The organism is Micromonospora sp. WMMD1155, from assembly GCF_029581275.1.
Lineage (GTDB): Bacteria > Actinomycetota > Actinomycetes > Mycobacteriales > Micromonosporaceae > Micromonospora.
Genome location: NZ_CP120742.1, coordinates 2885711 through 2899321 on the forward strand (window position 1 = coordinate 2885711; position 13611 = coordinate 2899321).

At 71.2% G+C, this 13611-nt stretch carries 12 protein-coding genes; 9 read left to right on the forward strand and 3 right to left on the reverse strand.

Features of this window, described 5'->3' with window-relative positions:
- Positions 1–75 precede the first annotated feature (75 nt).
- The 7 genes from O7617_RS13140 (at position 76) to O7617_RS13170 (ending at position 9448) form a co-directional block, all read left to right on the forward strand.
- A complete protein-coding gene (locus tag O7617_RS13140; protein WP_282263789.1) occupies positions 76–960 on the forward strand; it encodes a hypothetical protein in 885 nt (294 codons plus the stop codon).
- 647 nt (positions 961–1607) lie between these two features.
- Positions 1608–2024: a pilin gene (locus tag O7617_RS13145; RefSeq protein WP_282263790.1), complete on the forward strand. Its 417-nt coding sequence runs from the start codon at positions 1608–1610 to the stop codon at positions 2022–2024.
- A gap of 2 nt (positions 2025–2026) precedes the next feature.
- Positions 2027–2941 (forward strand): conjugal transfer protein TrbL family protein, encoded by a 915-nt coding sequence (locus tag O7617_RS13150; RefSeq protein ID WP_282263792.1) that lies wholly within the window; start codon positions 2027–2029, stop codon positions 2939–2941.
- Positions 2938–3900 (forward strand): PrgI family protein, encoded by a 963-nt coding sequence (locus tag O7617_RS13155; RefSeq protein ID WP_282263793.1) that lies wholly within the window; start codon positions 2938–2940, stop codon positions 3898–3900. The genes O7617_RS13150 and O7617_RS13155 overlap by 4 nt, the downstream gene beginning before the upstream one ends.
- A complete protein-coding gene (locus O7617_RS13160) occupies positions 3897–5720 on the forward strand; it encodes an ATP-binding protein (protein ID WP_282263794.1) in 1824 nt (607 codons plus the stop codon). The genes O7617_RS13155 and O7617_RS13160 overlap by 4 nt, the downstream gene beginning before the upstream one ends.
- Positions 5717–8230: a DUF87 domain-containing protein gene (locus tag O7617_RS13165; RefSeq protein ID WP_282263796.1), complete on the forward strand. Its 2514-nt coding sequence runs from the start codon at positions 5717–5719 to the stop codon at positions 8228–8230. The genes O7617_RS13160 and O7617_RS13165 overlap by 4 nt, the downstream gene beginning before the upstream one ends.
- A gap of 375 nt (positions 8231–8605) precedes the next feature.
- Positions 8606–9448, forward strand: coding sequence for a replication-relaxation family protein (locus O7617_RS13170; RefSeq protein ID WP_282263798.1), 843 nt, complete (start codon positions 8606–8608; stop codon positions 9446–9448).
- Between the two features lie 253 nt (positions 9449–9701).
- Here the strand turns inward: O7617_RS13170 and O7617_RS13175 are convergent, their stop codons facing one another.
- Positions 9702–9824, reverse strand: coding sequence for a hypothetical protein (locus O7617_RS13175; protein WP_282263799.1), 123 nt, complete (start codon positions 9822–9824; stop codon positions 9702–9704).
- 92 nt (positions 9825–9916) lie between these two features.
- On the opposite strand from O7617_RS13175, the gene O7617_RS13180 reads away from it, so the two are divergent.
- Complete coding sequence (locus O7617_RS13180) at positions 9917–10729, forward strand: hypothetical protein (protein WP_282263800.1); 813 nt, start codon at positions 9917–9919, stop codon at positions 10727–10729.
- Between the two features lie 323 nt (positions 10730–11052).
- Entirely contained in the window at positions 11053–11487 is a 435-nt protein-coding gene (locus O7617_RS13185) for a hypothetical protein (protein WP_282263801.1), read from the forward strand.
- 155 nt (positions 11488–11642) lie between these two features.
- Here the strand turns inward: O7617_RS13185 and O7617_RS13190 are convergent, their stop codons facing one another.
- Both O7617_RS13190 and O7617_RS13195 read right to left on the reverse strand, forming a co-directional pair.
- A complete protein-coding gene (locus O7617_RS13190; protein WP_282263802.1) occupies positions 11643–12809 on the reverse strand; it encodes a hypothetical protein in 1167 nt (388 codons plus the stop codon).
- Entirely contained in the window at positions 12806–13579 is a 774-nt protein-coding gene (locus O7617_RS13195) for a CBS domain-containing protein (protein ID WP_282263803.1), read from the reverse strand. The genes O7617_RS13190 and O7617_RS13195 overlap by 4 nt, the downstream gene beginning before the upstream one ends.
- Between the last annotated feature and the right edge of the window lie 32 nt (positions 13580–13611).

Sequence of the window (13611 nt, forward strand, 5' to 3'; positions counted from 1 at the left end):
CAATGGCGGTCAGGCGCGCCGGCCGTACACCTCCGGCCGTCATCGACATTCGTCTCTGACATGGGAGTTCGTGACATGACCGCGTCCGCCAAGGACTGGCCCGACTCGCCGCTGGACGCCGTGGACACCGCGTTCGCCGACCTGACCTGCGACCCCGACCCGTTGTCACTGGACCTCGACCCGCTGGCCGATCAGCTCGGCGATGACAGTGGTCTGCCCGGCGGTGTCATCGCTCTGCCGGCGTTGCGGCAGTGGCTGCTGGAGCACCCCCGCGCCTACACGGCCCGTGACGTCGTGTGGCGGGAGCTGGTCCGCCGCGCCCGTCTCGACGGGCCCGCCTGGGTCATCGCCGCGGTCGCCCTGGCGATGCCGGCGCTGCGCCGCTACGCCGGCCGGCTGCACACCGGCTGGGCCATTGACGCTCACGACCTGGACGCCGAGATCCTCACCGGCTTCCTGGGCGCCCTACGTGACCGGGTCGACCTGGCCAAGCCGGCGCCGTACGCGGCGCTGTGCATGGCGGCGTGGCGGGCCGGCCACGAACTGCGGCAGCGTGACGGCGCCGAGGCCGTGCCGGTGGACAACCTCGAACACGTCACCGGCTCGCGCACCCCGAAGCGGCCCTACGGGCATCCGGACCTCCTGGTACGCCGGGCCGTCGAGTTGGGCATCGTCGACGAGTGCGACGAGCAGCCCTACATTGATGTGCGGCTGGGCCACCGGGCCATCGAACCGATCGCCGCCCGCCTCGGCCTAGAGGTCGACACGCTGCGGCGGCGCGTCGAGCGCATCGACGTCCGTATCGCCGACGCGCTGGCCGCCGGGATGCTCACCGAGGCGACCTCACCCCGGGCGCGGGAAGACCTCGCCGTGGCGGCCGAGCGACGGCAGCACATCCGGGCCGCCCGCGGCGGCAGCGCACGGCATCCTGTGGCGCAGGTGACGCTGGCAGCCGCCTGACCGCCGACCATCCCGCAGGCTCTCTGGACGCGGGCCCGACCATCTGGTCGGGCCCGCCAGCGCGTACGGCGAACCACCACTTCTCACCGCTGCGACCGCCCCCTACCCCGGTACGGGGAGATCCGCTGTGGCCGCTGCCAAGCGGGCCTAACGGATCTCCCACGAATCTGACAGCGGCGCCGACGGGGTGTTGATTCGGCAGCTGTGAGACCCCGGCGCCGACGCCGACGGCGAGGTCCGCCACCAGCGGCACGATCGTCGGACAGGCCGCTGACCAGGGCTGTCAGAGGTCTGCGAGGTCGTGTCGGAGCGCTGTGGGATCGGCAGGTGTTCGCCACAGCTCACAAACGCCGGTTTGAGGGTGCGGAACTCCTCCGACGCCACCACGGCGTCACGCAAGGGGTTGATTCCGCCCGCCGCCGGGCCGGAAGGCCGGGTCGGCACGGGACCGGGCGACCTCGGGTGCCGCGCCACGTTGATGCGCTGACACCACATCGATCATCGCCAACCCGAACGGGAGGACGAGCTCCTCCCGAGGCTCACCACGGTTCCCGGCCGACGTGTCTTCCCGAGCCCGGCGGCGGCTCTCCGCCCACCGTTTCGACGAATCGCCCCGGCTGCGAGCCGGGGCGGGAGGTGCAGCCATCATGTTCCGCCCGCTGTTGGCACGTTCACATGCCCTGACCATCGCCCTCTCCCACGCACTGATGACGACCCGCGCGCTTCGCCTCGTCGCCCGGGTCGCCGCGCCCGCCGCGGCGGCGGCTATGGTGACGCTGGCCGTGCCGGCCGTCGCTTACGCCGACCCGGGCGGCCCGGTCGTCCTGGCCGCCAACGACCTGCCCACCGTCATCGCCAACCTGCAGACCTGGGTGATGGGCATCCTGGCCGCCGTCGCCACCCTGTTCCTGGTCCTGGCCGGGGTGTACTGGGCCACCGCCGGCGGCGATCCGGCCCAGGTCGACAAGGCCAAGGGCGCACTGAAGAACGCCCTGATCGGCTACGGCCTGGCCGTACTCGCGCCCATCCTGCTGGAGGTCGTCCAGGGAATCGTCGGAGGCTGACGATGGCCTGGGCGCTCAACCAGATCCTCGACTGGTTCGCCGGCCTGCTGCTGGACTGTCTGAACGGGCTCATCACCGCGATCACCCACGCGCTGCTGATCACCCCGGACGTGACCAGCCTGCCGCAGGTGCAGGCGCTGACCGGGCGGTCGATCTGGGTCGTCGACGCAGTATTCGTCCTGGTGTTCGTCGCCGCCGGTGTCCTGACCATGGTCGCCGGCGGCGACGAACGCGCCCGCTACACCGCCAAGGATCTCCTGCCGCGGTGCGTCGTCGGGTTCGTCACCGCCCACTTCTCCCAACTGATCGCCGGCACGCTCATCGAGTACGCCAACGCGTTCACCGCCGCACTGACCGCGCAGGACTTCAACGGCGACGGGGCGTTGAACGCCGTCAGGACCCACCTGATGGCCGCGCGTGACCAGACCGCCGGTCTGCTGTTCGTCGTCTGCCTGGCGATCATCGTGTTCCTGCTCGCCGCCACCGCCTGCAGTGTGATCGTCCGCTTCGCGGTCGCGCTGGTGCTCACCGCGGTCGCGCCGATCGCCCTTGCGTGCCACGCCCTGCCGCAAACCGACGGCGTGGCCCGCATGTGGTGGCGGTCGTACGTCGCCATGCTGGCGACCCCGGTGGTGCAGGCATTCGTACTATTCGCCGGACAGTGGATGCTGCTGGACACCAGCACCATGCTGCCGCTGCTCGGCCTGCCGGTCGAACCGGGTGGCGTGCTCAACCTGTTCGTCGTGATGGTCCTGCTGTGGACCACGCTCAAGGTGCCGGGGCTGATGCGCCGCTACGCCACCAGCGGCGGAGGCGGGCGTGGCGGCAACGTGCTCGGCGCCGTCGTGCGGGTCGTCGTGGTGCAGCAGCTCACCCGCGGGCTGCGCATCCCCGGCCTTGGGGCGGTGCGACGATGAGCCGCGACCGGCGTGACGAACAGGCCGTCACCGCCCGCATGCCCGCCGACGTGGACGCGCCGGACAAGGTGCTCTACGGGCTGACGTTCCGGCAACTCGCGATCCTCGCCGTCGCCGCCGTCATCTTCTACGGCGCTTGGCGCGCCCTCCACGCGATCGTGCCCGCACCGGTGCTACTCGGCGCCGCGGTCGTCCTCGGCGGCCTGGTGTTCGGCCTCGCTGTCGGCCGCCGCGACGGACTGCCCATGGACGTGTGGCTGGCCTTCGCAGTCCGCCACTCCCGGGCACCACGCGCGTTGTCCACCACCGACACCACCGCGAAGACACCCGACTGGGTGCAGGCCCCGGCGTCGAAGGTGATGCTGCCGGCGCCGCTGAAACTGCCCGCCGACGCCATCGACGACCACGGGGAGATCAGCCTCGGCGGTGTGAAGGCGGCGATGGTCGCGGCGACCAGCGTCAACCTCGCTTTGCGCACCGCCGACGAGCAGGCCGCCCTGGTCGACACCTTCGGCCGGTGGCTCAACAGCCTGTCCACGCCGACGCAGATCGTGGTGTCGGCGCAGCCGGTCGACCTGCACTCCGCCGCCCGCACCCTCGCCCGGGCGGCGGACGGGATGCCGCACCCGGCTCTTGCGGACGCGGCGGCCGACCACGCCCGTTTCCTCGACGACCTCGCCGAGCGGCGGGATCCGCTGCGCCGGCAGGTCCTCATCGTCACCCGCACCACCAGCGGTGAACGGAGCGAGCACGCCGCCCGGCGCCGCGCCGACCAGACGGTCCGGTCCCTGTCCGGGCTGGGCGTCACCACCCGCGCCCTCGACGGCCACGCCACCACCGCCGCCCTGGCCGCCGCGGCCGACCCCTACCGGCCGCCCCGCCCCGGCGGCCTCGCCGCACCCGACACCACCATCACCGCGCCTCCGGCGAAGAGGCCACGCACCAGGAGGACATCATGATCGCCGTCAAGCGCCGACGCGCCCGGAACGACGACAGCGCCAGCCCGCCGTCCGCGGGACTCGCGGCGACGGTAGCTCCGGCCTCGGTGGAGGTGACGCCACGGTTCCTGCGAGTCGGAGACGGCTACGCGGCCACCCTGGTGGTGACCGGGTATCCGGCCGAGGTCGGGCCGGCGTGGCTGGAGCCACTGCTGTCCTGGCCCGGCCGGCTGGACCTCGCGTTGCACATCGACCCGATCCCCGCGCCGGTGGCGGCGTCGCGGCTGCGCAACCAGCGGGCCCGTTTCGAGTCGTCCCGGCGGGCGGACGAGCAGAAGGGAAAGCTGACCGACCCGTACGTGGAGGCCGCCGCCGACGACGCCGCCGACCTCGCCGAACGCCTCGCCCGCGGGGCGGCGAAACTGTTCCGCGTCGGCCTGTACCTCACCGTGCACGCCCGCACCGAAGCCGAACTCCTCGACGCGTGCGCGCAGGTGAAGGCCGCCGCCGCGTCCACCCTGATCGAGGTGCAGCCCGCGACGTGGCGGCACCTGCCCGGCTGGACCACCACCCTGCCGCTTGCCACCGACAGCCTGCAGATGCGCCGCACCATGGACACCCAGGCCCTGGCCGCCGCGTTCCCCCTCGCCAGCGCCGATCTGCCCGCGCCGTTGCCCGGTGACCCGGCCACCACCGGTGGGGTGCTGTACGGGGTCAACCCGGACTCCCAGGGCATCGTCTGGTGGGACCGGTGGGCGCAGGAGAACCACAACAGCGTGATCCTCGCCCGCTCCGGCGCCGGCAAGTCCTACTTCGTCAAACTCGACGTGCTCCGCAACCTGTACCAGGGAGTCCAGGTCGCCGTCGTCGATCCCGAGGACGAATACCTGCGCCTTGCCGACGCGGTCGGCGGCACCATCGTGCGGCTCGGCGCACCCGGCGTGAAGATCAACCCCCTGGATCTGCCGATCGGGGACACCCGCCCGGACGTGCTCACCCGCCGCGGGCTGTTCCTGCACACCCTTATCGCGGTGCTGCTGGGGCATGTGCCGCCGCCCGCAGAGCGCGCCGCCCTGGACCGGGCGATCCTCGCCGTCTATCGGCAGGCGGGCATCACCGCCGACCCGGCCACCCACCACCGGCCCGCGCCGCTGCTGAAGGATCTGGCCGCGACACTGCGGGCCGACGACAACGCCGCCGCCCACGAGTTGGCCGCCCGGCTGGCACCGTGGGTGGCCGGCTCGTTCTCGGACCTGTTCGACTCACCGACCACGACCCGCCCGGACGGGCATCTGGTCGTCTGGAGCCTGCGGCACCTGCCGGACGAACTGCGCACCGTCGGCACGCTCCTCGCCCTGGATGAAATCTGGCGGCAGGTCGACCTCCCGCGGCAGTACCGCTCCACCTCCTCGCCGCAGGCGCGGCGACTGGTGGTGGTGGATGAGGCGTGGCTGCTGATGCGCGACGGTGAAGGCGCCCGGTTCCTGTTCAAGATGTCCAAGGCCGGCCGGAAACGCAACGCGGGCCTGTCGGTCGTCACCCAGGACGTCGCCGACGTGCTCGGCACCGACCTCGGCCAGGCCGTCGTGTCCAACGCGGCCACGCAGGTGCTGCTGAAGCAGGCTCCGCAGGCCATCGACCAGGTCGCCGACGCATTCGGGCTGACCGCCGGGGAACAGCGGATGCTGCTGTCCGCCCGAGTCGGGCACGGCCTGCTGATCTCCGGCACGAACCGGACCGCGTTCGAGTCGATCTCCTCGCAGGCCGAACACCTTCTCGCGACCACGAAGCCGTCCGACCTCGCCGACCTCGACCCCGACGATGGGGAGGAGGACCTGTGACACCACTGCATGCCCTGTCGCCGACGCCGGCGCCCAGTCCTTCCGGGCCGGGCGCCGGGGTCATTGCCCCGCCGAGCGCGCCCACTCGGTGGGTTCTGCACGCCGCGGAGTGGGCGGTGGACCGGCCGTGGCTGCTCGGCGTCGCCGCCGCCCTGCTCATCGCCTATGTCGCCGGGCGCAACCTGGTCGACGGGTGGCGGCACCGCCGCCACGCCGACGGCGCCCGCCTCGTCACGATCGCACCACCGCCGGAGGTCGACCCGCACAGCGCCGCCGCGCTGTGGGCGAACCTGCACGGCACCCTCACCCCCTCACGCCGGCGCCGGCTGCTGTACGGCAGCCCGCACGTGGTGTGGCAGTACACCTGGACCGGCCGGCAACTGCTCATCTCGATCTGGGTGCCCGGCAGCGTCCCGCAGGGGGCGGTGGAGGCCGCCGTCCGGGCCGCCTGGCCCGGCGCCGCCTGCACCACCGACGACCAGGCATCACCGCCGATCCCGCTCCACGTGCCGGCCGCCGTCGGCGGGCACCTGCTGCCGACCGCGGCCGAGTGGCTGCCTTTCGAAACCGACCACGACAACGACCCGCTCCGAGCACTCATGTCGGCCGGGTCGCAGCTCAAACCGGACGAGTACGCCTGCGTGCAGGTCCTCGCCCGCCCCGCCACCCCCCGCCGCGCCGCACGAGCCCGCCGCGCCGCCGGCCGGCTCCGCGACGGCAAGACGGCCGTACCGGCAATCAACCCCGCCGCGCCGCTCCTGTGGCTCATCGAGGCGTTCCTTCCCGGCCGCACCGCCACCTCCCGGAGCGGTAGCCAGCCGGCCAGCCGCCGAGACCCCGGCGTGGAGCGCGACGTGCGGGCGATCCTCGACAAGACCGCCCACCCGCTGTGGACGATCGGCATCCGCTACGCCATCGCGAAGAACAACCACCGCGGCGGGTCCCGGCCGGAGGCCAGGCTGCGCGGTGTCGCGGACGCGGTCGCCTCGTCGTTCGCCGTCTACGCGGGCCGCAACCGGCTCGCCCACCGGGCGCGGATGGCGCAACCGGTGGCCGTGCTGGCCACACGGCGGCTCGGATCCGGGTTCCTGGCCTCCACCCCCGAGCTGGCCGTCCTCGCGGCGCTGCCGCGGGATCTGGCCGTGCCGGGGTTGGATCGGGCGCGAGCGAAGTCCATGCCCGCCCCGGTGGCGGTGCCGACCGGCGGCCGCGGGATGAAGGTCCTCGGTGACGCCGAAGTTGGTGGCCACGCGGTGGCCCTGTCCGTCGCCGATGCGAGGTATCACCTGCATGTGGTCGGATCGACGGGCTCCGGGAAGACCACCCTCCTGGTCAACATGGCCGTCGAGGACATCAAAGCCGGCCGGGGCACCGTGGTCATCGACCCACACGGCGACATGGTCCTCGACATCCTCGACCGGCTCCCCGCCAGCGCCGCCGGCCGAGTGGTGCTGTTCGACCCCGACCAGCCCAACCCGCCCACCCTCAACCCGCTGTCCGGCACCGACCCAGACCTGGTCGTCGACAACCTCGTCAGCATCTTCGGGAACATCTTCGCGAAGGCGTGGGGGCCGCGGATGGACGACGTCATGCGGGTGGCCTGCCTGACCCTGCTGCGGCACGCCAACGTCACCCTCCAGCACATCCCACCCCTGCTCAACTCGGCGCAGTTCCGGTCGGCGATGACCGTCGGCCTGGACGACCCGGCCGGCCTGTCCGGGTTCTGGCAGTGGTACGACGACCTCAACCCCGCCCTGCGCTCCCAGGTCATCGGCCCCGTCCTGGCCCGCCTGCGGGCGTTCCTCCTGCGCGACTTCGTCAAGCGCACCATGCGCTACCCCCAGTCCAGCTTCGACATGGGCAAAGTCCTCGACGGTGGGGCGCTGCTGGTGCGCATCCCAAAGGGGCAGTTGGGCGAGGACACCAGCAAGCTGCTCGGCTCCCTCGTGTTGGCGCAGGTCTGGCAGGCCGCGACCGCCCGCGCCGCCGTTCCGGCGGACAAACGCCGCGACGCCACGTTGATCATCGACGAGTGTCAGAACTTCCTTACCCTCGCCAACTCCCTCGATTCGATGTTGGCGGAGGCGCGGAAGTACCGGCTGTCAATGGTCCTCGCGCACCAGGACCTGGCCCAGTTCCCGAAGGACCTCCTGGCAGCGGCGTCGGCGAACGCCCGTAACAAGCTGTACTTTTCTGTCGCCCCGGAGGACGCCCGCGTGCTGGCCCGGCATACCCTGCCCGAGCTCGATGAGCACGACCTGACGCACCTGGACGCCTACACCGCTGTCGGGCGGCTCGTCGTGGGTGGGCGGCAGACGCCGGCGTTCACCCTCAGGACCCGGCCACCGAAGCCGGTCGTGGGCGAGGCGACGGCGATCCGGCAGGCCGCGGCACAGGCGGTGCCGGCGCAGGACACCAGCGCGATCGACGACCTCGTCGACCGGTTTTCGGCCCGACCTGACGACAACCGCCGGTCCCGGGGCAAGAGCGGTCCGAAGGCGAACGCCTGAACGCCGCAGGGCGGTTGAAGCGAGATCGACAGATCGGTCGACCGGGGTCGACCGCGTCCCGGTCGCCCCTTCCGTGAGGGCTTCACCAGCCCTTCACCGCCGATCACCACACCGCACTGACAGATCCGACCGTCCGGGTCTGTCAGTGCCGCTCACCGGCCGTGTCTAGCCTCCTGCGACCACCTCACCGAACTCAGACACCCTCCCTCGGAGGGAACTCCTCTTCCGCTTGGAGCATCCACCGTGTCCACCAACAACTCCGTCTCCCGCTCGGCCTCTTCCTCTTCCTCCGCCTCTTCGTCGGGTTCCCGTTCGTCCTCTCGTCTCGCTCGTCTTGACCGGCTTCGTCGTCTTACCGCCCGTGATCATCAGCTGTTGCGGTGGCTCGCCGAGCACTACGTGCTGTCCACCGACCAGATCACCACCGCGCTGTTCCCGTCGCGCCGCTCCGCCCGCCTCCGCCTCGCCCAGCTGCACCACATGGAGGCGGTCAGCCGCTTCGTGGACGTCACCACCGGCAGCGGCCAGTACCTCTACACCCTCGGACCGCTCGGCGCCGTGGTCCACCCCACCCAGTTCAACGACCCGAACCACGCCGACGCCCGCGCCCCACGCACCAGCATCGACCGCACCGAACGCATCATCGGCAGCCGCCGCCTGCCCCACCTGCTCGGCACCAACCAGCTGTTCGTCGACCTCATCAGCTACGCCCGCACCGACGGGAACGCCCGGCTGCGCCGGTGGTGGTCCGAGCAGCACACCACCGCCGCCTTCGCCGCCGCCTCCTACGCCGCCGGCAGCGGCACTGGTGTCCAGCCCGACGGGCACGGCATCTGGCACGCCGGAGGGCGCACCGTCGGGTTCTTCCTCGAACACGACAATGGCACCGAACCTCTCGGTACCGTGCTGCGGAAGCTGCGCGCGTACGAGCAGCTCGCCCGCCATGGGCCCCGCTACCCGGTGCTGCTGCGCGTCCCCGGCCGCCGCCGCGAACAGCACCTCCTCGACGCCCTCGCCGGAGTGCCCACCGCCATGCCCGTCGCCACCGGCCTCCACGGCGAGCACCCCGCCGGGCCTGCCTGGACGCTGACCACCGACCCCGGGCGGCGACGCTGGCTGCACGAACTGCCCTCCGACCACGGCCCGGACAACCCGGCCACCAACCCGCACCGCTTCCCCGACACCGACCTCAGCGGCCCCGCCGACCCGGAGCCCTGACATTCACCTCCACCGCACGCGGAGGGGGGCCGTCCACCGTGGTGGGCGGCTGTGAGACCGACCGGATCTCACAGTCCCGCCGTCCCTCGCCCGCGGAATCGAGCGGTCGTCTGACAGTGCAGGTCAACGGCACTACTGACGATCATGACGGCGGCCGGCGCTGACAGATCCGGCCGCTACCTTCATCGGCACCACCTTCACCCATATATCGCTCCACCCGGTCCGGTCCCACCTCGGGAACCACCGCCGCACCTCACGGTGCGCTCTGCCCACCCGCCTTCTCGGCCGGTCGGCGCCCGCGCCGCGCGGCGATCCCCAGGTCGCACCGCACCACCGCACCAGCCCGCTCCACCAGCAGCCACTCTGCTGCACCCATCCGCTGTTCGTCCCGTGTGTCGACCCATGTACCCGGTGGGCCGGCCGCTTCCGCGCGCCCAACAACGCGCCCTACCGAAGGAGGAACCCCAGATGACCGCAACCAACGGTGCCGCGACCCCGCTGAGCCGCTACGGCACCCGCGTGCCGACGGTGACGCCCCGCCCGGGCCGCAAGGCCGCCCCCGCGGCCACCACCGCCAGCACCACGGCGCCCACCAGCCCGGTGGTCACGCCGACCGCGACGATCAACACCATGATCGTCTGCCTGCCCGACGGACTGCCGTCGCAGGCCCTGACCGCCACCCAGCTCGACCGGCACTTCGGCGTGTCCGGCACCCTGCAGCCCCGTTTCTGGGCCATCCCGGACATGTGGCTGTGGCAGCGGCGCGACCTGGTCGCACCGCGCAAGGGACGTCCGGTGTACTGCGCCGGCGGACCGGTCAAGCTGCTCGACCTCGCCGCCATGCGCCACGCCGCCGGCGTCGGCGCCGGCATCCGCCACCAACTGTGGCAGCAGGTCGTGCACGGCACCCGGCCGGCCACCCCGTGGCCGACCCTGCTGGCCCGCCACCTGGCGGACCCCGTCCGCTACCCGCGCGAGCGGGCCGAGGCGGACTTCCACAACCAGGCCCGCGTCAACGCGATGCGGATGCACAACGCGGCCAGCTACGGCGCCGCCCACCTCGCCGTGGGGGAGTTGGAGATGTTCCAGGCAGGTCCGATGGCCTACCAGCACTACAGCGCCACCACCGCCGTGTGCGGCGACGCCCTGCTCACCCCGGACGGGCACAAGCTCGCACCCGCGAGCGACGCCCTCACCCACCGGGTGACCTACCTCGAGCAGGCGATGCGGTACCTCGACAGCGTCGAGACCGACCAGCGGCTGCTCGCCGTCGCCCTGTAAAGCACCACCGGATCCGGAACCGGTCGGGCACCGCCACCCATCCCCCTCTTCCCTGGGGATCGGCGGCGGCCCGACCGGCTCCCACCCCTTCCCAACCGCACCGCGCCGGCCCTGGCAGCAGACGGCGAGCTCTACCAGCCGCACCCATGAGCCCCGCCGGCCTGCGACGCACACCCCTAACCCGGGCAGCGCGGCGAGACCTCCATGGCAGGTCACCGCCTGTCGGGATACTCGCCGACACCGCCACCCGAACCTCAGCTCCACCTGGCACTCGCGCTCGATCCGGATTTCCGGGTCCGACGCCGTACGTCGCCGCGGCGGGTGTGAGCACGCTGCCGCCCGCGCACGGCCCGGCGCCCCGGGCTGGGGCGCCCCGCAAGCCCGGCCAGCGAACGGCCGCGATCGGTGCCGCTGCCCTGGCCGTCGGCGCCGTGCTGGCCGGCCAGGCGGCGGCCACGGGCCAGGCCCGAACGCTGACCGCCGCCGCGCTCGCCGCGGCGGCGCTCGGCGGCCTATACCTGGCCTTGGTCCTCGTCGCGGGAAGCGGAATGGGGATGGGTGACGTACGGCTGGCCGCGCTGCTCGGCGCGGCGCTGGGCGCCACCGGCTGGCCCACGGTGTTGCTCGGCGGCCTGCTGCCCTTCGTGCTCGCCGTTCCCGAAGCGCTGGCGCGCCTGGCGCTGCACCGCGCGCCCAACCTCGCCTTCGGCCCATACCTGGTCACCGGGGCGCTCGTGGCAGCCGTAGCCGGCAGCTGATTACTTGCGAGAACGGCGGTGTTGCGCGTGCCCCACGACTACGTCCTGTTCAGATTTTCGGGGCGCAACCAGCGCGGGGAGCGGAACTCGGGATGTCAGGTACGGACCACTAACCACTCGCCCGTCGGCGCACTCAGCTGCGCGGCTTCTCCAGGTCAGTCGCCGGCTGCGGCCAGCGGACCGTCAATAGGGATGATCGCGGCGCGAGCCGCGCCGGTGTGTAACGCACTCAAGAGCCATACCCGATCCGAGTTGCTCTGGGGCCTAGTGAAGTACACCAGTGTGGCGTCCTGCAGTAGCGACTCATCGGCGTCTAGGCCGTTGCGGGTGGCGACGATGACAGGAGGTGGCCGGTCGCCACCTCGGACCGCCTTGCCGCTCCATGGCTCGTGCAACGTCAACTGCTCGGTGCGGACGCCGTGGGCGGCGAGGTGGTCCCGCACGTACTCGACCTCGGCGCGTAAGGGTCCGGTTACCACTATGACCGGGCCGGACCGGTGCCTTTGCAGGACCGTTTCTGTCATTGCCTCCAGTCGGGGGTCTGGGCCGAGGGCTTCGAGGGAGTCTACGAGGTTCCACGCGATATCGATGTCGTTCATGTCGCCGTGGCTCGTTCCATGGCTTGTACTGATGAGTCGCATTAGTGCTGAGTGCGCAGCGGGGCGACTGCGGGTGCTGTTGCGCTTGTCCAGCAGCCTCGCTGCCTGTTCGAGGAGCGAGCGCTCAGCGGGACTGAGCGATACCGGGTACGTCTCGGGATCGGCGTGCCGGCCACCGCTCATGGTGATGGCCTCGTCCAAGGTGAGCTCAACTAGCGTGGGGTGGTGGAGCCATGTGGGCAGACCCTGGCCCGGTTCCTGGTCCACCAGGATGGTCTGGCGAGCCTGCTCGACGATGTCGAGAACGGCGGGCGTAGTTGAACTGTCCGGTCGAGGCCCAGCGTCGAGAACAGCCAGGGCCAGGGGTAGCGATTTCAACGCGATCCGCACGGGACCGCGGCGGATGTCTAGCACGGTGGTGAGGAAGATGCCCCGATGAGGCTCTGCCGGCAGTCGGTTAGCGAGTTCCAGGGCGAGATCAGGCTTCAGGAGGCGTACCGGCGCGGCATTGCGACTCTCGAGAACGAAGGCCCACTGCTCGAGCAGCGCCCGACGCGACGACACGACCACGACGAAACCGGACGCTGCGCTGCGCGCGGCGAATTCCGCCACTGTCTTCGTGATGCCGGAGCCGACAGGGGCACGCAGCACGATGTGTCGCGCATTGCGGGCACGGTCCAACCGCTCCGCAAGTAGGGCTTGGGCAGAAGCGCGAGCAGTCATTGCAACATCCTGACCCTGCGCTGCAGCCACACGCGGGCATTCATGACCAGGTCAACCTCGTCGGGTGTCACTGCATCGCGGAAATGGAAGACCTTGTTGCGGACGTCGCGCACGGGTTCAAGCATGGAAAAGACCAGCTCGCGGCTGCTACCGAATGTTCGGCTAAAGACCCTGCCGAAACGCTCCGGGCCATTGATTACCGAAATCAATTCACCGAAGGTCAGGTCCTCTAGCCGTTCGGCCGGGGTGCCCTCCACGCCTGCCGGTCGGGCCGCAGCGACGAGCGCAATGAGCTCGTCCTCGGTGGCGCATGCTCGTCGGGCCAGGTAGCGCGTCGCCAGCTCGACGTCACGAACGATCATGAACTGCCTTGTCGCGGTCCACAGGTAGCTGCTGATGTCAGCGGTAGTGACAACGGCGAGTAGCCGCTCCTCATCACCCACCAACACCGCCCCCTTGTGGTGGATCGCCTCCAACGCGTCCTCGACCTCGGAGCCGGACCTGACGAACGTCAGGTCCTCAAGGAAATCGCCGACCGGATACGACAGGGGGCTGTCCTGGCGGCGCACGATCCCAAGATTCAGCGCGAGCGACCGGTAGCTGAACACACCCACCACCACATCGCTAGATGTCACCGGCATCTGGTCGAATCCGCACCGCGCCATCATTGCGAGCGCCTCTGAGACCAGAGTAGTGGCCTCAACGGTGGCAACCTCTTGGTCAGTGGGCACCACCTGGCCTACACGCAGGAAGTGATGCTGCGGCGTCATGCGGCTCAGCCGTGCCCCTTCCCTGATCTTCC